We start from the raw sequence: 21,633 nt of genomic DNA, 5'->3' as shown, positions 1-21,633 counted from the left end.
CAAGAAGATGAAATTGAATCTTCCTTTAAAACATTCCGTTATCGCGCTGGCTCTAGTTGGTTTGATGGGTTGTACTTCAACCAGTCAGGCTGATTACGTATCGCTAGCCGAACAAAGCACCAACCAAACACAGCAAAGCCTGCTTTCAGAGCTGATCCAGAAAACTGCTGATGAACAAGCCTCGAATCAAACGGCTTCTAACGGCCAAGATCTGGAAGTTGAGAAGTTACAGCTCACCGATTTAGTGAATGCGCCGGAGCTCGATCTTTATATCGAGCGCGCACTCCAGAACAGTCCAAGCCTCCAACAAAGCATCACTGCGCTCAAAATAGCCTATGCACAACAAGGTGTGACGTCTGGCGACCGTTTACCCACCGTAGATGCGAGCTTTTCAGGTAAAGCGGACGAAGGCACCAATGGTTCAAGCACCACTGAAACCTATACCACAGATGTGACGGTTGGTTGGGAACTCGACCTATGGCAGAAGCTTGCAGATACAAACAACGCCGCTTTGAAAGATATCGCGACGTCTCAGGCTAACCTTCAGGGCGCTCAAGATCTTTTGGTCGCGAGTGTGATGAGAGGTTGGCTTGATATCAGTTTGAAGCAGCAGCTTGTTGATATTGAAACGCAGCGCTTAGTGATTCTAGAAAATAACGAAGAGCTGGTTCTAGAACGTTATCGCGCAGGGCTAGGTAGCCTTGAAGATCTAGATAACGCGAAAACCAGCAGCGCATCGACTCAGGCAACTTTAGCTGATTACCGCGAGCAGCTAGCACAAAGCCGACGTGAGTTGGTTCTGTTAACTGGGCAGTGGAGTGGTGAGTCTGATGAGTTGTCGCTTGCGGAACTTGGTTCATTCCCAACCATCATTAATCCACTAGACAACATGCCGACGCAAGATTTGGCAGGGCGTCCGGATCTTCAAGCCGCTTTCTTCAACATCGAAGCAGAAACATTGCGCGCAGATGCGGCATACAAAGCGATGCTGCCATCGATCAGCTTATCAGCGAGCCTAACTGACATGGCGGACTCTCCGAGTGAAGCCTTGCTGACTGGACCTTTGTGGAGCGCACTGGGTCAAGTGTCAGCACCACTGTTTCAAGGTGGCAAGCTTAAAGCACAAGCTGAGATTGCAGACCTAACCACAGAAACCAGCTACTGGGCTTACCAAGAAACATTGCTTAGTGCGGTGAATGAAGTGGAAAACGCGATGGGACAAGAGTCGTCACTCACACTTCAACAGCAACACCTAGCAAACGCTTTGGTGAGCGCACAACGCAGCTTCACCAGTTATGAAGAAAAATACCGTCAGGGTTTGGTCGACATTTTTGATCTACTTTCTGTTCAGCAACAAACCTATGACCTTGAAGCTCAGCTAACACAAACCATTTATAACCGTCTCGTAAACCGAATTGATTTAGGCCTAGCTCTGGGCTTGGGAGTATCTTCATGAAACTGAATACCATCACAATTGCCATCACTCTAGTGGCTGGTTCAAGCATCTTTGCGGCCCTCGCTTACAACGGTTCTCAAGTTGCTCCTGCACCTGAGAAGGCGAATGAACTCACGGTTTCCGAGCCTCAAGCTATGTCTCTTGATACGAAGTCTATTGAAACGAAGTCTATCGAAGCGACGACCTTGGCTGCATCTCAACAGCAACAAGTGTCTGTGGTACTCGCAACATTGGGTGACTACCAAGCCGAAGTTGTGGGTTATGGCGAAGCAAAGTCGCGTTACGAATTGATGTTTTCAACAGAAGTCGGTGGCCGAGTAGAAACGATCAGCTCGCAGTTTGAAACAGGACAAGTGATTGGCCAAGGTGAGGTTATCGCCAATATCGATTCGACCAGTTACCAACAAGCGGTAACCCAAGCAAAGGCAAATGTGGCTCAAGCTCAACTGGACTTATTGGAAGAACAAAGACAAGGCGAACAAGCTAAGTCTGAATGGCAACGCTCTGGTTTGTCTGGCGAACCTGATTCACCTTTGGTACTGCGTGAGCCACAACTGGCGCAAGTTACAGCAGCTCTAGAGAACGCCAAGCTTGAATTGGTCAAGGCTGAGCAAGACCTCGAAAAAACAACCTTGGTTGCCCCTTTTGATTCGTTGGTCGTGAGCCGTGATGTTCAACCGGGAAGCTACGCACAAACGGGCGCGCAGATCGCTACGTTGTATAGTATCGATGAGGTTGAAGTTTCTGTGCCTCTTTCAGAAAGCCAATGGTTGAGCCTACCAAGCAGCGACAACTCGCAATTGAAAGAGCAACCGTGGCCAGTGACTCTGTCGAGTTCTGATGGTCAATTCCAATGGCAAGGCTATGTCGAGCGAGTAGAGCAGCACTTACAACAAGATACGCGTCAGCGCTCATTGATCGTAAAAGTCGATAATCCTTTGGAGCAAGAGAAAGATCTTTATCCAGGCACGTTCGTGCAAGCAACGATTTCAGGCAAGCAACTAACTCAATTATGGGAGCTTCCAGCTTCTGCACTTTCGCAACAGGGTGACCTGTGGTTTGTCGATGATAACGGTCAGCTTTCTAAATCAAACGCGGATGTTGAGTTTGAAAAGGGCGGTTTGATTTACATCGATCCAACCAAACTGGGCGTGGAAATTGACGATAGTGTTCAAGTGGTTAAGCGTCCGTTAAGTAGCTTTAAAGCGGGCATGGTCGTTCTAGCTAAGGCGGAGAGTTAATCATGTCTCATGATTGGAAACCTAATAATCAAGTGAGCAGTAACCAGACGCCAAGCAAGCCACATACTGGCGCTATCGCATGGTTCGCGAACAACTCCGTGGCGGCAAACTTACTGTTAGTGGGCGTGATCATCATTGGTCTGTTATCACTGAACTCATTGCGTAAAGAGGCGTTTCCAAGCCTTGAACCTGATGTGGTGACAGTGTCGGTGACCTATGACAGTGGTGACCCTGTTCAGGCGGAAGAAGGGCTCGCGATTAAGATCGAAGATGCGTTAGAAACCGTGCCGGGCATTAAGCGTATAACGTCGACTTCTGATGCCAACGGTAGCCATGTTTCGATTGAGAAAACGAGCACTTACGATCTTGATACCCTATTAGCCGACGTGAAAACCAAGGTTGATGCAATCAATAACCTGCCTGCAGGCGCTGATAATCCAGTGATTGATAAGGCTCGTATGCAAGATCACGCCTTATGGGTACAGCTTTATGGGGATGCAGACAGAGCAACGCTTCAAAGCTTAGCCGAGCAACTTAAGTCGGATTTACTGAGTCAGTCTTCGATTCGCGATCTGGAAATCAAGGCCAAGGCTGATCCTATGATTTCAGTCGAGGTTGATGAGAACAAGCTACAAGCTTACGGTTTAACTCTGACTGACGTTTCAGAAGCGATCAATGCGGAGTCTTCTGCTGCAATCTCTACTAGCCTTCGCAACGGTGAAAAAACGGTTCGTTTGAAGGTGTCGGAACAGGCGTATGAGATCCAAGATTTCAATGCAATTCCGGTGATGACGACCACTGATGGCACTCAAATTACACTGGGTGACATTGCCAACGTCGAAGACATGTTTGCCGACGACACCCTCATGCTGTCTCGTTATAACCAACAGAATGCGATGGCGATTCAGATTGTAATGGATGAATACGGAGACGTCGTCAGCATTGTTGAGCAAGCAGAGAAAGTGGTAGATCGTTGGGAAAACAGCAACATGCTACCTAGCGATGTCGAAATCGAAACTTGGTACGACAAAAGTACTATGATCAAAGACCGTTTGAGCCTGTTGGTGAAGAACGCGCTCACCGGTATCGCTTTGGTATTCATCGTGTTAGCAGTGTTCCTTAACGTGCGTGTCGCTTTCTGGGTAGCAGCGGGCTTACCGTTTGTCTTTTTTGGCACCATGTTCTTCATGACCGACACCTTTATAGGGTTAACCATCAATGAAATGACCACCTTTGGTTTCATTATGGCGCTCGGGATAGTGGTCGATGATGCTGTGGTGGTCGGGGAAAGTATCTACTCCACGCGCAAAGAAGAAGGCGACTCGATAGGCAGTACCATTCGAGGCACTATGAAGGTGGCGTCACCGACCATATTTGGTGTGTTAACGACCGTCGTTGCCTTCTTAGCTCTCGCTAATGTTGAAGGCAAAATGGGGCAGATTTACGCTCAATTCGGCACGGTCGTGACCATCTGTTTGTTACTTTCTTTGGTTGAGTCTAAATTCATCCTGCCATCGCACCTTGCACACATTAATACCAAGCGCAGTGAGAAGAAGGGGCTGTGGGCTCGCGTTCAACACGCTGCCGATACTGGTTTAGGTTGGTTTAATAAGCGCATCTACTGCCCTGTGATTGAATGGGCGCTGAAACTGCGTTATGCCGTGGTGATGGTTTTCTTGTCGCTACTAATCTTAGTAGCAGGATTACCAATGACGGGGGCGGTTCGTGTGGCGTTCTTCCCTGATATGCCGGGCGACACAGTGACAGCCGATATGTCGATGCAAAACGATGCCAGCTTTGGTCAAACACAGCAGAACTTGTTGGTGCTTGAAGCGGCAGCAAAACAAACCGATGAAACACTGAGATCTCAATACGGTGCTCAAGGTGAACCATCTGAATTGCTTAGCCTTCAGGTTATCGCCGATGCTGATGATTCGGGGCAGGTAAGAATTGAGCTCGACAGCGACAGTGTTTACACATCCAATGAATTTGCAGATTTATGGGAAGAAACAGTTGGCCAAATGGAAGGCGTTAAGAAGTTGAAAGTCTTGTCTAAAATGGAGATGGTCGACAACTTCAAAGTAGAACTGAAAGCGTGGAATGAAGAATCAGTAACGGCTGCGGGCAATGAGTTCTTAGCCAAACTGCAAACCATCGACGGTGTGAGTGGCATTGACCACAACTTGGACCTTGGTGAACCTCAGTATCGCTTTGAATTAACACAACAAGGCCGAGCATTAGGGTTTGATACTGCAAGTCTTTCACAGCAAGTATTACAGGCGTTTGGTGGTGACATTGTTCAGCAATTCCAACGTGGTAAAGATGAGGTGAAAGTTCGAGTTCGTTACCCGGAGTCGGATCGCCAAACCATTGCGGATATCAAGCAATCAAGTGTGAGAACCAACGACGGTACCGTGGTGCCTTTGAGTACGGTTGCTGAAGTACATTCAGATTACCAAGTATCAGAGATTACACGCATTGATAGCCTGCGAGCGGTTTATATTAGTGCTGTATTGGATAAAGATGTAGTTGCGCCGGCAGAGCTTGTTCGTCAGCTACAAGACACATTAGTACCGGATCTAGAAGCGCAGTACCCGGGATTAACGGTCGATTTTGCAGGCGAAACGGAAGAGCAAGAAGAGACGGCTAGCTCGATGATGAGTATGTTTGTGCTCGCTATGATTGCGATTTACACACTGCTTGCTATCCCGCTGAAGTCTTATATACAGCCGGTGATCATCATGACGGCGATTCCATTTGGTATTGTTGGCGCAATCCTAGGACACTGGTGGAATGACTTAACAATCAGTATCCTATCGTTAAACGGTATTCTCGCGTTGAGCGGTGTGGTGGTGAATGACAGCTTGTTGTTGGTTTCTCGTTTTAACGAGTTAATCAAAGAAAAGGGTAAATCGGTTCACGATGCAATTGTTGAAGCGTGTTCAGGCCGACTGAGAGCCGTATTACTTACATCGGTGACGACGTTCGCAGGTTTGACGCCATTGTTAAGTGAAACGTCTTTGCAGGCTCAATTCCTGATTCCTGCGGCAGCGGCATTAGGCTACGGTATTTTGTTTGCGACGTTTATTACACTGATTCTGACACCAGCATTGTTAATGATTCAGTGTGAGATTAAGTCTCTGATTCTTAAAGTCACAAATCGAGTCAAAGGCGTTGAACAAACAGCTTAACAATGGCTAAGCTAATGATATCTAGGCTGATGATTGCTGAGTGAGTCTCTGCTACATCGGTCTAGGTTCGTTACTAAACAAGATATTAAAGATCACTGCATAACAAGCCACACAACAGCAAGGGTCTGTTGACCTTTAGAGCTGATTTTTGCAGCACTTTGTGGGAAATCTCTACAAGGCAGAGGCTTTGAAGTGTAGCTAGCCTACATGAGAAGCCGATAACGCAGTAGAAATGAACCACAAAGGCTGCCCGAAGGGTTCGGCTAGAATCGTTTTATGCTTTGTTAAGAAGTATTAACTTAGAATAACTAGGCTACATACTCCTTGCCGCGCCTAAAACGATTCTATCTCGAACGAAATTTAACCACTAAAGGTCAACAGACCCTAATAACAGAGGTCGTCATGATGGCAGAACCCGTCACTAATAAACTCACAGATAAGCTTCAATTGCTATTGGTTGAAGACGACCTCGATTTGGCGAGGGCTGTTATCGATTACCTCGATTTAGAAGACATTCAGTGCGATCACGCAGCGAATGGTCTAGCTGGACTCAACCTTATCGAAACCAACCGCTATGATGCGGTGATACTCGATCTCAACTTGCCAAAAATGAATGGCTTGCAGGTGTGTGAAAACTTACGAGCACAGGGTATCGATACACCCGTATTGATGCTGACGGCGCGTGATACGCTTGATGATAAGTTGACGGGTTTTTCAAAGGGAGCCGATGACTACTTGATCAAACCATTTGCAATGGAAGAGCTGATTGTTCGAGCGCAAGTATTGGCAAAGCGACGCAGTGGTCAGGTGAGCCGCTTATCGGTGAGTGATTTGGAGATCGACCTTAAGCAACATCAAGCTTATCGTGCGAACTCACCTCTCAAGCTTTCCCCAACAGCGCTCAAAATCTTAGAGGTGTTGATGCGTTCTAGCCCTAATCCTGTTTCACGAGAGACGATCATGCAGGGCGTGTGGGGTGACGATCAACCCGACAGCAATAGCTTAAAAGTGCATATCTTCAACCTGCGTAAACAAGTTGATGCTGAACAAGACAATAAGTTGCTGCATACCATTGCGGGCAAAGGCTTTGCGATTAAGGAGTTGCGACAAGAATGAAGATCAGACCAAGTTTAAGGATCTACGTTTTATTGGCGATTCTGGTTACAGGTGTCACGACGATTCTGGTTCTGTCCGCATTGAGCGTAAAATACTTTGTCTCGGGTATGGATATCGCGATGCGTGGTTCTATGATTGCTCAAGCTCAGCAAGACGCGGTGAAACCGGGCAAACCGATGAACAATCAAGAATTTACTGTAGCAACTCAATGGAGCGATCTGCCACAAAGCATCCAGAACAACCTTAAGCAGAACGAACTCCAATTCGACCTCATCACAAAAATGGTCATTGGGAAATCCATATTCTCACCGCCAGAGGAAGGGTACTTCGCCATGAAGGTGATGAAAGGGGATGAGGTTCGTTATGTTTCAGCGGTGTTTAGTCAAAAACACGATCCCTTCAAAAACGAAGAAGGGCTTCCGCACTTTGTGACGATCTTTTTGACCGCATTAGGCGCGATTGCGCTGTTCGTTGTTATTCTGATTCTGGTATTACGTAAGGTGGCATCGCCTGTTGAACAGCTAAAGAATTGGGCTAAGTCGTTAGACAAAGATAACCTGAGTGAACCGACTCCCGATTTTCATTTCAGCGAGCTGAACACCTTGGCTAACATCATTCGTGACAGCTTAAGTTCGGTTCAAAGCAGCTTAGAACGAGAGCAGAAGTTCTTAGGTTACGCGAGTCACGAGCTACGCACACCTATCGCTGTAACAAGAACCAACAGTGAACTGCTAGAGAAGCTGATTCAAAAAGGCAAGAGCCCAGAAAAGCAGCTTGAAGTAATAGACCGAATCAAGCGTGCGGGTTTTACCATGACAGACCTGACAGAGACCTTGTTGTGGCTAACTCGACAACAAGACAAAGACCTGCCTCTGCAAAACACACATCTTGGCGACATGCTGCAACAGATAAACCATGACCTAATTTACCTATTGAATGGAAAGGCTGTGGTCGTGAATCTTGAAAGTGATGACACACAGTGCGAGTTGCCAGTCGGGCTCACTCGAATCGTATTAACTAACTTGATTCGTAATGCCTTTCAACACACAGGAAGCGGTACTGTGGATATGGTTCAAGTCGGTTCAAAAGTCACCATTGTTAACCACAACACCGACGGCACGGTAGAAGACAATAATCTCGGCTTTGGTCTGGGGCTAGAATTAACCGAAAAGCTGCTCGCGCAATATCAATGGCAATACCATAACCAAGAGTTGGCTGGTGGTCGTGAAGTGTGGGTAGATTTCTCATAATGCACTGGCGTGATCGTTTTAAGGTGTATTGGTATCACCGAAAGCAAACAAACCGCTCGAACGGCGATAAGGCTAAAGCATTAGGCTGGACTAACGAAGAGAGCCAATTATGTCGCTTTGAAGTTATTGCGCGATCGGCCGACTTTGAAAAGAAGAGTGTTTTGGATTTGGGGTGTGGCTATGGAGAGTTATTCGAGCTGCTCGACAGTATCTATCGCATTCAATCGTACACAGGCGTTGACCAACACGCCGATTTTCTTAAGAAGGCCAAGCAAAACTACACCGAAGCTCGTTGCAAGTTTATTGCGGGTGACATGAGTAAGATGAACCTAGAAACGCATGATGTGGTTATCGCAAGTGGTTCACTGAACTACATCTCTCGCGATTCCGACTATCTGACCAACATGATTACTCGTATGTTTGGGCTAGCGAATCAGACAGTGATTTTTAATCTGCTCAATTCAAGCCAATATCCTTCGCGCAATACCTTGATGAGTTATCACCCTCAAGGTGTTTATCGCTTCTGTAAAACGCTGTGTGACGATGTCTCCTTGATAGAAGGTTACACCGAAGGGGATTTCACGATAGTGATGAACAAAGCCGCCTCTGAAGCTTGATGAACGGCTATTCTTGGATTGATTTAGTAGTAACGTAACAGACATTAAAAAGCCGCAGGTCTCGAAAGGTGTGCGGCTTTTTAGATTTGTAGATAAACCTTAGAGTTTCTATTTACTCAATGGTTGGTTTTCAATGAGCCCGTAAGGAATAGTCTTAAACACTTTTGGATTGCCCTTGAACGTTGGCGCTTCGTTCACTTGTTGCCAATCAAGCAGCATGATTGCCAATACGTTGCGATGTTCGCCGTACTCAAGGTCAAAGTCACCGGTGATAGAAGGGATCATCCCGTGTTTTTTATCGATAGAAGCTTGGATAGCGAGTCGAGTTTTCTCTACAACCGGATCATCTTCTAGGCCTGCAAGTAGAAAGGTTAGTCCAACCTCTGCAATCACATCTTCTTTTGCGCGCAGCAGGATAGTATCGATGTTTTCTCTGAAGTAATCGTAGATCCATTGGTGTTCTTGTTCGCTCACTTGGTGTTGGTAGTATTCCGAGTCACCAAAGATCACATGTGTCATGCCATAGATTTTATTACCGTATTGCTGGCTTGAGAGCTTCTTGTCTTTGTCGTCTGAGTACGCTTTTTTGAAGGTATCAACGAACTCATCAACCACATCTTGCTCACCCAACTGACGCAGCCAGTAAACTTGATTCGCAAGTTGAGCGGCCCACGCTTTCACCATGTCTTCATTGGTTACGTAGCGAGAGAAGTCATAGCGACGAATAATTTCACGCAGTTTGGCATCGTTCTTGTGTTCCAAACCGTATTCATTTGCACGCGCCATAGAACCTAGCAGGTCTACACCGAGGTACAGATACTCAGGCATGTGCTTGGTGATGTTGTAGCGTCGAACACTGCGTTCATCGTCGTCGCCGACATAAGAAGCCACGCGTTTCTCTGAATAAAGGACGATTTGTTCCATGGTGTGAACATCATTCGACAGGCGGCTGAGCTTGCTTGATACGCGTGCCATATCACTCCACACCGCGGCAGAATATTTGTCGTCTAATGTTTGTCGATACATACGCAAACCATAGTGACCCTCTTTGAAGGCTGGGAGGGTGAAGAGTTGGCTTTCGTAGGTAGTGCGAATCAAATCGGCGGATTGTTTGAAAGATTGTTCTTGAGAGTAGAGAGAATCAGCTTGTGATTGAACATTTGGTACGCTTGTTGCTTGTATGTTAACACGCTCTTGTACGTTAACAGTCTGTTGCTCGTCAGAAGTCGCTTGTACTTGAAACGCTGCTGCGACAGAGGCAGATAACAAAGTGCACAGAGTGAGAGATTTTAGCTTCATGTTTGTAAGGTACCAAGCTGATTAATTGTAAGTATAAAATAACACTGATGAATCCTTTAATGTAAGGTTTGGGTCAATACAATGTAAGCTTTAAAAGGTTCATTAAGGTTTTTTGATTTATTAATCAGTGTAGTTAACTCACAGTGAAGTGATGAATCGCTCAATAATGAAATGAGACCCAACGCAAAGTGTGGATTTTTAACTGCTTGTCGGCATACTGAAAGAATTAGCCAGAAATGAGCCGATTTAAGGCAGTAAACAGAACAAAAGTGTTAGAGGTTCGTGAATGCCAAGTGGTTCTAGCAAGCAATTGCCTGCCAAATTATTATCTTTGTTGTTTTTCCTAGTGGTAGTGAGTGCTATCGAGTTTTTTCACGCCAAGGAACTAACCTATCTTAAAAATGAATCCTATTCTGAGGCAAAAAAGCAGCTCTCGATTATTCGATCCCGCATAGAAGCGACGATCGTGTCGGACATGTATATCCTCAATAATTTCTCGACTCTTGTGACCATTAACCCTAATGGGGATCAGAAGGGGTGGGATCAGATCGCGCAGAACATTATCCGTGACGGCTTCCATATTCGCTTGATTGGCCTTGCTGAAAACGATGTACTTAATTTCGTTTATCCAATGGAAGGCAATGAACAGATCCTCGGGATTGATTACCGTGACCACCCAAGCCAATGGGAGTCGGTAGAGATCGCGCGCAACATCGGCAATACCTTTATCGCGGGGCCATTTGACCTGTTTCAAGGTGGTCAAGCCTTGATTACGCGCACGCCTATCTTTAGAGATCCTCCCTTTAATCAAGACTATTGGGGCGTGTCGAGTGCAGTGATTGATCTCGATGCGCTGCTGAAAGATGTGGGTATCGGAAAGATTGAGAAGAAATACGAATTGGCAATACGTGGAACCAACAGCGCTGGTAAAGAGGGCGATGTTTTCTATGGCAAACCAAGTGTCTTTTCCAATGCTTTCACGACAGAGCAGGTGAGCTTCCCTTACGGTGGCTGGTACCTTGCGCTGTCGGGCAATGAACATGTGCTAATGGATGTGCCTTGGTATCGCGTTCATGGGGTGAGGCTGGTGGGTTACACTCTAATGCTGATTCTAGCGGTTGCTTACATCATGATTTACAGGCTCTATCGCATTGCGGATAGCCGTTCAATGCATGATGAATTGACGATGCTACCTAATCGCCGTTACTTCATGTACAGCCTCAAGCAAGCATTCAAAACGGTACAAAAGCAGAAAACTAAAACCTTTGCGGTGGTTAACATCGACCTAGATGCCTTTAAAGCCATCAATGATACCTATGGTCACGCCGCAGGTGACAAAGTCTTGATTGAGTGTGCTAAACGAATCAAGAGTAAGCTGCGTACCTCAGATATTGTAGCGAGGATGGGCGGGGATGAATTTCTAGTTCTGTTGCCGCGCATTATCGATGAAGAACATGTGGCATCGATTACCAATAAACTGCAAGGCGCGATCTGCGAAACACCTGTGGTTTATGAAACACACTCGATTTATCTCAGAATCAGTGTGGGTTGGGTTGTTTATAACGATAGCTTCAACGATGTGGATGGCCTTTTAAAAGCCGCTGATGAAAAAATGTACGAGCAGAAGCGTCAGATAACCTCGACAGAATCTTAGTTGCGATTAGAATTTAGTTGCTGAATGTGGGGAAAAGCCTCAGAATACCGCGCTTTGCTCCGTATCAATCATCTGATCAGCAAAAGCTGTAGCAGCACCAGTTTTAAGGTGTCGCTCATACTAAATGTTATTCAACTGAGAAAATAATCTATGAGTTTTACCTCCCTTGGCCTTTCTGAACCGATCCTTAAAGCTATTGAAGCACAAGGTTACGATAAGCCATCACCAATCCAAGAGAAAGCCGTACCAGCTGTCCTAACGGGCAAAGATGTTATGGCCGCTGCTCAAACAGGTACAGGTAAAACTGCAGGCTTCACGCTACCTATTCTTGAAATCTTATCGAAAGGCACTCGCGTACGTCAGAATCAAGTTCGTGCACTTGTGTTAACTCCAACCCGTGAGCTTGCTGCGCAGGTGAATGGCAGCGTAGTTAAGTACGGTATTAACTTACCTTTGACTTCTACCGTTGTGTTTGGTGGCGTGAAAATTAACCCTCAGATGCAAAAGCTGCGTAAAGGTAGTGATGTGCTGGTGGCAACACCGGGTCGTCTACTTGACCTATACAACCAAAATGCAGTGCGTTTCGATCAACTAGAGATCCTAGTACTAGACGAAGCGGACCGTATGTTAGACATGGGTTTCATCCGTGACATCCGTAAGATCTTGGCTTTCTTGCCTAAGAAACGTCAGAACCTGCTGTTCTCTGCAACTTTCTCTGATGATATCCGTAGCTTAGCAAAAGGCTTGGTGAATAACCCAGTTGAGATCTCGGTAAGCCCTGCAAACTCTACGGCGAAAACCGTTGAGCAAAGCATCTACCCAGTAGATAAAAAGAAAAAGAGCGCCATGCTAGCGAAGCTAATCAAAGACAATGATTGGCGACAAGTGCTGGTATTCAGCAAAACAAAACACGGTGCTAACAAGCTTGCTCGTTTCCTTGAAGAGCAAGACATCACGGCTGCGCCGATTCACGGTAACAAGAGCCAAGGCGCACGTACCAAAGCCCTAGAGAACTTCAAAACGGGTAAGGTTCGAGTACTTGTAGCAACAGACATCGCAGCACGTGGTATCGATATCCCACAATTGCCTCAAGTGGTTAACTTCGACCTTCCTCATGTATCAGAAGACTATGTACACCGTATTGGTCGTACAGGCCGTGCTGGCGAAGTGGGTAAAGCTATCTCATTGGTTTGTGCCGATGAAGTAGGTGAACTGTTCGGTATTGAACGCCTAATTCAACAAGTGCTAGAGCGTCGTGAACTTGAAGGCTTCTCGCCAGTAAACAAGCTGCCAGAGTCTCGTTTGGATACACGTCCAATCAAGCCTAAGAAGCCGAAGAAAGCGAAACAACCACGTGAACATGCAGACGGTCAACGTTCTGGTGACAACGCTCGTGGTCACAAGCCAGCAGGCAAGAACAAGCGTCACGTACCGGGTACAGGTTCTGCGCCAAAGCGTAAGCCGACATCGGGTAAGAAACCTGCCGAAAATAACGCAGCAGCGGGCGAAGATAAGTCTGTAAGAAACAACGGCAGCAACTTCAAGCGCGGTAGTGCAGGCAATAAGCCTTCTGCGAACAAAACCGGTAATCAAAGTACTTTGAGCAAGCCAAGCGGTGCGGGTAAAGCAAACGGTTCTGGCAAGCCAAAAAGCTCAGGTCAGTCAAACAATACAGGCAAGCCAGCAGGTAAACCTAAGAAGTCAGGTTACGGTGGCAGCTATGGCCCAAGCAAGTCATCGAACAAGCCAGCAGGAAGCAAGCCTTCGACAAACAAACCGTCTCGAAGCCGCTCTAAGCCAGCTCCTCAGAAGTAATCTTTGCTGAGATATTGAAAGAGCAGCGAACGAGAGTCGCTTTATAAAAAGGCGTCTCGTTGGCTAAGTTCTTTCTGTCATCGAAATCGAATAAACGCGAATATTGAATCTCAATGTTCGCGTTTTTTTATGCCTGTTATTTTGCAATTTGAGAGTGTGGTAGGTGAGGGTAAAACTTTTGAATCTATTGATAAATTGGACTTTAGAGGAAGGGTAACGAATCTTTAATGATTATTTAATAACAACATAATCACTAGCGTTTTTGTGGGTTTTTGCAATTTGCAATTCCAGTTTGCAAAACAAACAAGAATTTACGGCTAATACGTGTCCAGATGCGTAGTAAATACGTGTTTTAAAAGTTGGCACGTATGCTGCATTAGTAATGGTGACCCTTCTTAAGCCGAGGGTCACCTAGCCAACTGACGTTGTTAGTGAACCTTTATTGTTCACACAAAATATATGACCAATCACCCTTTTGTGATTGGTTTTTTTTTGCCTGAATTTTAGGTTCTATTTGTTTTATTGCTTTTTACTAATGGTTGTTGTTAGATAAAGCCAAGCAGGCTAAAAAAGCTAACCAGACAAAATAAGTAGAACACAATAATTGTTATCATGCTCGTACCTCAATTGCTTTAACACTCACCACACTTTGAGTAACAGCTTGGTTGGCGTGGGCATTCTCCGCCTCTGGAGCAGATAAGCCTCGCCTCTGTCTCTATCCCACGTTCAATCCAATTTATATTTAGAATCTTGGCTATTGTCGTGAGATCTTTCTTGATGTTACGCGGTATTGCTACAGAGCCGCCATTGTTGACGCATGACGCCTTAAGCTGCTCTGCTATCTCTCTCGAATTGCCGCCTTGAGCATCAATCGCAGGGTTGAGATCTATACCAGCACACAAAACGCGATTGTTACCCGCAGGATCCGTCATATTGATGGATTCGCAGCAGTAGATTCTTGGCTCATCACCCACATTCAAAATGGAGATCTGAGCAGAGCTACCCGCTCGAGGTTCGGATAATCGACGGAACACAGCCCAATGTTGACATGGGTCAGCGACCGTTCTCATATTCCCCCAAGGCAATGGAATCCCGTTCCCGCGGTACACCGCCTTGAGTTTCCCCGGTCCATAAGCATCAAAGTAGTGCCAGTGAGGGTAGGGCGATACTACCGTCATTCGACGCATCGCAACAGAGGGGGAAACCCCTGCTCTTTTGTGAACGTCGATTTCGTAACCAGTACGATCGAGCAGTTGTCTGAACGGGACTTTCGGGCATAACAGTGCGCCAGCAAAGAAGCTGGATTCAAAGTCACGCCATGCTTGAAGAATGTCTTGAGAGTTGAGCTGGGAAGAGCCTGATACTTGGTTGTCGTCCCATGTGTTGTTATTGCCAACCGACAACACACTCTTTAATCCTTCTTTGCTATGCAAAATGCAATGGCCGATATAAACCGAGAGGTCGTATTTCAGACGCGTAGGGTACTCTTTAAGGATCTCGTTTAAGAAAATCGTACCTGGAGGTTCGAAGAACGAGGTCACTAACTGTTTAGCGTTAATGCCTAGCTCATCGACCACGTCTTGCGGTGTGCGTGTTACCCAGCGGATATTGATTCCAAGGGTTCTCGCGATGTCTATAAGGTCTTCTACGCCGAGGTTGAGACGTTTTAGGCCAACTTCCTCTGCGGCACGCTCAAGGTCAGGGAAGTGGTTTTGATTGCTCTCTTGGTGTGCTCGAATCAATAGGTGTGCAAACTGGCGGCCAGAGATACCGGTTTGTGACAACATCTCAGGTATCGCAATCTGCAAGATGTCGTTGGAGAAAAGAAAGCTAGGCTCGAGCGCCATACCGCTTATCCCGCCGCGATTCCCTTTATCTGGAGCTATGGCTTGTTGTTCTGATTCGTCGTCGAGAAACCACGTAGGGTTCTTCTGAAAGACTTGCGCGATCACTTCCAGCATGTCGATGCTTGGCACCCGCTTTCCACGTTCAATCATTGAAAGATAAGAAACGGAAGGCGCGTATTCTGGGTTGATTCTAATACAACGCGCAGACAGGTCTTCCATCGTTAAATGGTTACGCTTCCTAAGGTTACGTATTTTCGTACCTAGGAAATGTGACTGACGAACTAAACTTTTTGACAAGGCCATATTTGTAAAATTCACATTGTAAAATTTTTGTTGTGAAATTGTATGTAAAAAACCGCTAATCTACAAACTAAGCAATTCACAAAATGACAAATAAATTAAACGTTAGTTTGGAATAATTGCTCTAGGACACATTTTTGCGTTACAAATCGGTGGCTTTCACCGGACTGGTCAAGAGGGAAAGACTATGAATATGCTTACATTCGATAAAACAGAAATCCAAAAACAATCAAAGCCATTTATCGCTGAAGCTGTCTTTGCCGTGGAGACAATCAGCGCAAACCAGCAAACTGAAAAGCAAGTGAAAGCAAAGCAATTACTTGACCGTCTGTTCCCACTGGAGCATGGCTCACACCAAGATGTAACGAGCTACGTAGTCGATTACCGCCATATCATGGCTTACTTTAAAGATGGCCAACACAGCGGTCTCAAGCACCCTAAGCAGTTTGTGGCTTACATGGGTGAAAAGAGTGACCCAGACTCAATCTTGTTCCGCGATGGCAGCGGAAGCCACCTAGAAGTGATGTTTGGTTGTCATAAAGGGACGGGTTGCATTGAGCTCGTGGAGATTGATGACATTCAGTTAGAGTCGTGCACGACCTTCGGTCAATCGCCAACAGAAACAACGAGCTCTACATTACATCAAGAAACTATCGCAGCAATGCGTCACTGGATCAGCCTGGTAAAAGGTGACGAGAAAGGAAAACCAAAAGCGTGCAGTGAAGATAAAGAGTTCAGAGCCAAGAGCGGTGAAGACTACTGCCTGAATTACTGCTTTCAAATTTAACGGTGACTCCTAGGTAACGAAACCTATTTGTACAGTTAAAGAAAAAGCCCCGAAGATAATGTCTTTGGGGCTTTCTAGTTTCAATTCGAGCGACTAATGTGTCGAAAGGAGCATTGATTGCGTCTTACAAAGGCATGACTCGGTTACGACCCAGTGATTTCGCTTCGTAAAGTAGCTTATCAGCACGTTCGATCAGCGACTGTGCTGATTCACCCGGTTCAAGTTCGGCCACACCAAACGATGCGGTGATATTACCAACCTGTTGACCGCTGCGGCGATCTTTGATCGACAATTTTTCTAGAGAGCGACGGTTGGTGTCAGCAAGCTGACGAGCAATACGCACAGATTTGTTTGGCACAATGAGAGCGAACTCTTCGCCACCGAAGCGATAAGCAGAAATACCTTCACGACAACTTAGCTTGAGTTTGCGTGCTATTCCTTTCAGAACCATGTCACCAAACAAGTGACCATAGGTGTCGTTGAAATTTTTAAAGTGGTCGATATCGAGAAGAATCAAACAAAGAGATTGTTGCGCTTCACATAAGGTTTCTATATCACGGTCGAATGAACGACGGTTATACAGTGTGGTTGTGCTATCAAAAAGCGCGTCTTTCTGAACTTCGACAAGTTGGCTTTTTAGCTTAGTGATTTCTGAGGTAGCCGAGTTCAGCTGCGAGTTTAAAAACTGAGTAGAGTGACGAATATGACGAGACTCCGAAACCAGCTGACGAACCAGGGTCATCACTTCATCGATAGATAAGCTTTCGTTATCAACACGAGCCAAATCCTCGAAGCTTTTGTCGATCATGTCAGAGAAAGCAGAGGTATCGGTCAGTGTGTCGTTCATCGAGTTCGATACTTCAGAAACTAACAGTTCTAAATTCGCACGAAGGTCATTGATATTGGTTTCGGATTTGCTGGCAACGTAATTGTTGTAAAGCTGTTCACCAACGGCAGGAGGGCAGATTCCGTAGTGTTCTAAAATACCATCCATATCTTGAGTTAGCTGTGGGATAGCATTGTCGACATAGGTGTACCAAAGTGCGTAATTTGCCGGTGTGGTAGACACCCTGTTCTTCATCATAAGAGGCACCGCTTTTTTGAGATTTGCGGTGGATTTCTGAAATTCGTCTTTCTTCATTATTTTTCTGCAGGTACCAAACTAACTTAAGCCACTTGTGGACAAGGTTAGCGGATTTCGAAGGTCTTTGCTTTAAAAATTATATAATTAATGGATGAGGGTTGGATAAATTACTCATTTTTATTATGAATATCGATTGCGTATTCATAACTTACATCTAATGGATTGTTCTTTAACCATATTTTTGGTTATTCATTTTGGAACATAGGTGAGGTTTTAGATGAAAAGCTCAACTCAATCTCTGGGCTGTGGTGCATTGAAGCTTGGGGTGATGTTCTTAGCGTAGAATCTGTATGAACAATTGGATCTGGACCTTTGAACGATACAATTAGATCCGCAAGAGGGGGGAGAGAATGAAGCGTGTAACGAAAGAAAAGAAGAGGGGAGTACTTATGAACAGATATAAAAAGCTGAGCAGACATAAAAAAGCGCCGATAAAAATCAGCGCTTTAAAATTCTTTTTAGCTAAAAGCTAATTATTGAGCAACAACGTTTGCTGCTTGTAGGCCTTTTTGACCGTTTTCAACTTCGAAAGAAACCTTTTGGCCTTCTTTCAGAGTTTTGAAGCCTTCAGAAACGATAGCACGGAAGTGTACGAATACGTCAGCGCCGCCGTTGTCTTGAGAAATGAAGCCGAAACCTTTCTCTTCGTTAAACCATTTTACAGTGCCAGTATTTGTGTTAGACATAATTTGTCCCTTATTCATAAATTTTCTAAATTGTTGATTGCATTACTGCAATGCGCTGATAATTGAATTATTTAATATTGCTAAGAAATAAGGAAAAACTACTTACAAAAACGGGTAACGATTTTACATGTCAATTTTTTACTATTCATCTAACTTAAATAACTCCGGCTAACAGAGCGAGAGCATGTTAACACAGTCTTTTGAGATGTACACACATTGATTGCGAAATCTGTGCTTTTTTTGTCATACCGTGCGAATGTACAAAAAAACACTGAATTAGTGATAGTTTTGTCGCTTCGCTAACACAACAAAAGGAAGCATCTCAGCTTCCTTTTCTTCATTAGTATAGACGATATTAACGCTTGAAGTTGATATCTTCTGTTTGAGCTAAGTTAATTTTTGTTTTAGCTGGCTGAGTCTCTGCAATCACCTTACCGTGGCGCACTGAATACTGCACGGGTACTTGGCGACGCACTGCATCAAAGCCATTATCAGCGGGAAGAATCAGTAGGCTACCTGGCTTACCTTCTTCGATACCGAAGTTGTCTTGGATGTTCAGTGTGCGAGCAGAGTTTTTGCTGATCAAATCAAGCGAGTTGTTGATTTGGTCGTAGCCCATAACCTGTGTTACGTGCAGTCCCATGTGCAGAACTTGAAGCATGTTTGCTGTACCCAGTGGGTACCATGGGTCAAACACATCATCGTGGCCAAAACAAACGTTGATGTTTGCTGCTAGCATCTCTTTCACTCGAGTCACACCACGGCGTTTCGGATAATCGTCAAAACGGCCTTGTAAGTGAATGTTCACTAACGGGTTTGCTACGAAGTTGATACCAGACATCTTCAATAGACGGAACAGACGAGACGCGTAAGCACCGTTGTAAGAACCCATAGCCGTTGTGTGGCTTGCCGTTACCTTTTCACCCATCTCAAATTTATGAGCTAGGGCTGCCAGTGTTTCAACAAAACGAGATTGTTCGTCGTCGATTTCGTCACAGTGAACGTCGATTAAGCAGTCGTACTTGCGTGCAAGCTCGAACACGTAATGCAGAGATTCAACACCGTATTCACGAGTAAATTCGAAGTGAGGGATAGCACCAATAACGTCAGCGCCTATCTTTACGGCTTCTTCAAGCAACTCTTTGCCGTTAGGGTATGAAAGAATGCCTTCCTGAGGGAATGCAACGATCTGAATGTCGACCCACTCTTTCATCTCTTCACGAACTTCAACCATTGCTCGTAACGCAACTAACGTTGGGTCAGATACATCAACGTGAGTACGCACGTGTTGAACACCGTTAGCGATCTGCCATTTCAGTGTTTGCTTCGCACGAGATTTTACGTCTTCAATTGATAGCAGTTCTTTGCGCTCAGCCCAACGCTCAATACCTTCAAACAAAGTGCCAGAGATGTTCCAGTTAGGTTCACCAGCGGTTTGAGTAGTGTCTAGGTGGATGTGCGGTTCACAGAACGGTGTAACTGCAATGCCACCTTCAGCATCAAGAATGTCACCTTGATGATTGATTTGTGCGTCATTATCGAGAATGCGAGAAAATTGACCATTTTCAATCAGAATCTGTTTCAAGCCCTCTTGGTCTTGAAGTTTCGCGTTCTTGATTAATAAGGTTGTCATAGTGTGTCCTTAAGCGGCCTGAGATTTCAGAGCTTTTTTGTTCAATAGAGGATTAAGCACGAGGTAACTGATTGCACCACCTAACACTGCGTTCAAAGGAACAACGCCAGGAAGGAAGTGACCAGCGGCTACGCCTGTTGCTACCGCGATAATGCCAGCCCAATTAACGGTTTGGAACTCTGCATTTGCAAAATCTTTGTAACGTTTACGGTTCGCGAAGAAGTCAGCGATGATTACGCCACCAATTGGTGGAATCGCCAACGATAGGAAGGTTAACCAACCTACGAAGTTGTTGTACAACCACAGCGCGAAAATCGTACCGATGATGCCGTTAATGATAGACATTGTAGTACTTGAGCGACCAGTGATGTTAGATAAACCAAGGCCAGATGCATAAAGTGCGTTTTCATTGGTTGTCCAGATGTTCAAGCCAAGCACGATGATTGCTGGAAGCAGTAGCCCTTGTGCAATCATCACATCTGAAATGTCTGATTGGCCTGTCGCTGCTGCACCGGCTGCGCCGAAGATAAACATCAGCGAGTTACCGATGAAGAATGCAACCATTGTGATTAATACTGCGCTTGCTGGCTTTTTACCAAAGCGAACAAAATCGGCCGTTAGCGTACCTGCACTAACAAATGAACCCACAACCATTGCTAAGGCCATTGAGAAGTCCATTGGAGTTTCTGGCTTAATCAGTTGTAGCTGTTCTAGTCCGCCAACGCTGTCTACCGCAGTCAATACTGAGTAACCACCTAGAATAGCAATCGCTGGAACAGCAATCGCTGAAAGCACCATTAGCGCTTTAATACCGAAGTACACGGTACCTGTCATCAAAAGGCCTGACACAATAATCAAGGTGTTGGTATCAATGCCTGTCGCTTTCTGTACCGGAATTGCGAACATCGCTACACCTACGCCAAACCAACCGACTTGTGTACCACCAAGTAGAGCAGAAGGAAGCCATGAGCCTTTTGTACCGAAAGAGAAACGCGCTAGGAGGTGAGTAGAGAGGCCAGTAGATGAGCCGATGTAGCCAAGAAAAGAAGTGTAAATACCAAGAATTAGGTTACCGATGAGAACGGCGAGGAAGAAATCGTTGAATGAGAGGCCTGTCCCGAGTGAACCACCTGTCCACATACTTGCAGAGAAGAAAGTGAGTCCAAGCATTACCATGGTGAGTGAAGCGACTCCTTTCCTAGCCGATGTAGGAACCGGCCCTAGACTGTAGTTATTATCAGCAGCCATTTTTTACCTCCGCAAATGATCAAAATTAAAATTAACGGTCGCCGTATTGCAGGCAAACGTGCGCATTATGGTGATATAAATCACATAGTCAATGCTAATTTTGTCAATAAAGGCACTTGATAATCAATTATCACCTTAAATCTCTTGTAAAACATAAGGTTATTTTCTTCAATTGTTTCATGAAAATAAATAGAAAACGTTTTCTATAGTGTATTGAATATCTGCTATCGATAGTTGGCTATGAATGTTGATTATTATGCGATTGAATGGGTGTCTGTATCGAGAGAGGAGCGGTTAGCCAAACGACAGGCAAAAAAATAGCCAATCGCAATAACCGCAATTGGCTTAT

General features: G+C 45.3%; 15 protein-coding genes. 9 read left to right on the top strand and 6 right to left on the bottom strand.

All coding sequences use genetic code 11. From position 1 onward, the window contains the following. Positions 1–7: 7 nt before the first annotated feature. The 6 genes from L1D37_RS02895 to L1D37_RS02870 all read left to right on the top strand — a co-directional run bounded on the left by L1D37_RS02895 (position 8) and on the right by L1D37_RS02870 (position 8,871). Entirely contained in the window at positions 8–1,456 is a 1,449-nt protein-coding gene (locus tag L1D37_RS02895) for a TolC family protein (RefSeq protein WP_239846809.1), read from the top strand. Then, positions 1,453–2,697 carry an efflux RND transporter periplasmic adaptor subunit gene (locus tag L1D37_RS02890; RefSeq protein WP_239846808.1) on the top strand — a complete coding sequence of 415 codons (1,245 nt, stop codon included), beginning with the start codon at positions 1,453–1,455 and terminating at the stop codon, positions 2,695–2,697. Before L1D37_RS02895 ends, L1D37_RS02890 begins: the two co-directional genes overlap by 4 nt. Positions 2,698–2,699: 2 nt before the next feature. Then, positions 2,700–5,888 carry an efflux RND transporter permease subunit gene (locus L1D37_RS02885; protein WP_239846807.1) on the top strand — a complete coding sequence of 1,063 codons (3,189 nt, stop codon included), beginning with the start codon at positions 2,700–2,702 and terminating at the stop codon, positions 5,886–5,888. A gap of 405 nt (positions 5,889–6,293) precedes the next feature. Further along, the gene (locus L1D37_RS02880; RefSeq protein WP_176680087.1) at positions 6,294–7,004 is read left to right on the top strand and encodes a response regulator transcription factor; all 711 of its coding nucleotides are present in this window, start codon (positions 6,294–6,296) and stop codon (positions 7,002–7,004) included. Next, positions 7,001–8,254, top strand: coding sequence for a HAMP domain-containing sensor histidine kinase (locus L1D37_RS02875; RefSeq protein WP_239846806.1), 1,254 nt, complete (start codon positions 7,001–7,003; stop codon positions 8,252–8,254). Before L1D37_RS02880 ends, L1D37_RS02875 begins: the two co-directional genes overlap by 4 nt. Next, on the top strand, positions 8,254–8,871 hold the full coding sequence (locus tag L1D37_RS02870) for a class I SAM-dependent methyltransferase (protein ID WP_239846805.1): 618 nt from the start codon (positions 8,254–8,256) through the stop codon (positions 8,869–8,871). Before L1D37_RS02875 ends, L1D37_RS02870 begins: the two co-directional genes overlap by 1 nt. A 108-nt stretch (positions 8,872–8,979) precedes the next feature. Here the strand turns inward: L1D37_RS02870 and L1D37_RS02865 are convergent, their stop codons facing one another. Further along, on the bottom strand, positions 8,980–10,170 hold the full coding sequence (locus L1D37_RS02865) for a DUF3541 domain-containing protein (RefSeq protein ID WP_239846804.1): 1,191 nt from the start codon (positions 10,168–10,170) through the stop codon (positions 8,980–8,982). Between the two features lie 286 nt (positions 10,171–10,456). Here L1D37_RS02865 and L1D37_RS02860 point away from each other — a divergent pair, with 286 nt between their 5' ends. Together L1D37_RS02860 and L1D37_RS02855 are read left to right on the top strand one after the other, a co-directional pair. Then, positions 10,457–11,824: a diguanylate cyclase gene (locus tag L1D37_RS02860; protein WP_239846803.1), complete on the top strand. Its 1,368-nt coding sequence runs from the start codon at positions 10,457–10,459 to the stop codon at positions 11,822–11,824. Positions 11,825–11,974: 150 nt separating this feature from the next. After that, positions 11,975–13,639 (top strand): DEAD/DEAH box helicase, encoded by a 1,665-nt coding sequence (locus L1D37_RS02855; RefSeq protein WP_239846802.1) that lies wholly within the window; start codon positions 11,975–11,977, stop codon positions 13,637–13,639. 632 nt (positions 13,640–14,271) lie between these two features. Here the strand turns inward: L1D37_RS02855 and L1D37_RS02850 are convergent. Continuing rightward, positions 14,272–15,804 carry a DUF3612 domain-containing protein gene (locus tag L1D37_RS02850; protein ID WP_345779414.1) on the bottom strand — a complete coding sequence of 511 codons (1,533 nt, stop codon included), beginning with the start codon at positions 15,802–15,804 and terminating at the stop codon, positions 14,272–14,274. A 169-nt stretch (positions 15,805–15,973) separates the two neighbouring features. On the opposite strand from L1D37_RS02850, the gene L1D37_RS02845 reads away from it, so the two are divergent. Next, on the top strand, positions 15,974–16,573 hold the full coding sequence (locus L1D37_RS02845; protein ID WP_176679982.1) for a hypothetical protein: 600 nt from the start codon (positions 15,974–15,976) through the stop codon (positions 16,571–16,573). A gap of 124 nt (positions 16,574–16,697) precedes the next feature. Here the strand turns inward: L1D37_RS02845 and L1D37_RS02840 are convergent, their stop codons facing one another. The 4 genes from L1D37_RS02840 to codB form a co-directional block, all read right to left on the bottom strand. Then, on the bottom strand, positions 16,698–17,714 hold the full coding sequence (locus tag L1D37_RS02840; RefSeq protein ID WP_239846801.1) for a GGDEF domain-containing protein: 1,017 nt from the start codon (positions 17,712–17,714) through the stop codon (positions 16,698–16,700). A 476-nt stretch (positions 17,715–18,190) separates the two neighbouring features. Next, positions 18,191–18,403, bottom strand: a complete 213-nt coding sequence (locus L1D37_RS02835; RefSeq protein ID WP_004740083.1) for a cold-shock protein — start codon at positions 18,401–18,403, stop codon at positions 18,191–18,193. Positions 18,404–18,758: 355 nt separating this feature from the next. Beyond that, positions 18,759–20,036: a cytosine deaminase gene (locus L1D37_RS02830; protein WP_239846800.1), complete on the bottom strand. Its 1,278-nt coding sequence runs from the start codon at positions 20,034–20,036 to the stop codon at positions 18,759–18,761. A 9-nt stretch (positions 20,037–20,045) separates the two neighbouring features. Then, the gene (gene codB / locus L1D37_RS02825; protein WP_032548041.1) at positions 20,046–21,284 is read right to left on the bottom strand and encodes a cytosine permease; all 1,239 of its coding nucleotides are present in this window, start codon (positions 21,282–21,284) and stop codon (positions 20,046–20,048) included. Between the last annotated feature and the right edge of the window lie 349 nt (positions 21,285–21,633).

This window comes from Vibrio sp. Isolate33 (genome assembly GCF_022397895.1).
Taxonomy (GTDB): Bacteria; Pseudomonadota; Gammaproteobacteria; order Enterobacterales; family Vibrionaceae; genus Vibrio; species Vibrio pomeroyi.
The sequence above is the reverse complement of the archived record's forward strand: the minus strand, read 5'-3'. Positions and strand labels throughout refer to the sequence as shown.

Bases quoted from the DNA above. Each gene is read 5' to 3' on its own strand.
- L1D37_RS02895 (WP_239846809.1), top strand. From the start codon at position 8: ATGAAATTGAATCTTCCTTTAAAACATTCCGTTATCGCGCTGGCTCTA.
- L1D37_RS02890 (WP_239846808.1), top strand. From the start codon at position 1,453: ATGAAACTGAATACCATCACAATTGCCATCACTCTAGTGGCTGGTTCA.
- L1D37_RS02885 (WP_239846807.1), top strand. From the start codon at position 2,700: ATGTCTCATGATTGGAAACCTAATAATCAAGTGAGCAGTAACCAGACG.
- L1D37_RS02880 (WP_176680087.1), top strand. From the start codon at position 6,294: ATGGCAGAACCCGTCACTAATAAACTCACAGATAAGCTTCAATTGCTA.
- L1D37_RS02875 (WP_239846806.1), top strand. From the start codon at position 7,001: ATGAAGATCAGACCAAGTTTAAGGATCTACGTTTTATTGGCGATTCTG.
- L1D37_RS02870 (WP_239846805.1), top strand. From the start codon at position 8,254: ATGCACTGGCGTGATCGTTTTAAGGTGTATTGGTATCACCGAAAGCAA.
- L1D37_RS02865 (WP_239846804.1), bottom strand. From the start codon at position 10,170: ATGAAGCTAAAATCTCTCACTCTGTGCACTTTGTTATCTGCCTCTGTC.
- L1D37_RS02860 (WP_239846803.1), top strand. From the start codon at position 10,457: ATGCCAAGTGGTTCTAGCAAGCAATTGCCTGCCAAATTATTATCTTTG.
- L1D37_RS02855 (WP_239846802.1), top strand. From the start codon at position 11,975: ATGAGTTTTACCTCCCTTGGCCTTTCTGAACCGATCCTTAAAGCTATT.
- L1D37_RS02845 (WP_176679982.1), top strand. From the start codon at position 15,974: ATGAATATGCTTACATTCGATAAAACAGAAATCCAAAAACAATCAAAG.
- L1D37_RS02840 (WP_239846801.1), bottom strand. From the start codon at position 17,714: ATGAAGAAAGACGAATTTCAGAAATCCACCGCAAATCTCAAAAAAGCG.
- L1D37_RS02835 (WP_004740083.1), bottom strand. From the start codon at position 18,403: ATGTCTAACACAAATACTGGCACTGTAAAATGGTTTAACGAAGAGAAA.
- L1D37_RS02830 (WP_239846800.1), bottom strand. From the start codon at position 20,036: ATGACAACCTTATTAATCAAGAACGCGAAACTTCAAGACCAAGAGGGC.
- codB (WP_032548041.1), bottom strand. From the start codon at position 21,284: ATGGCTGCTGATAATAACTACAGTCTAGGGCCGGTTCCTACATCGGCT.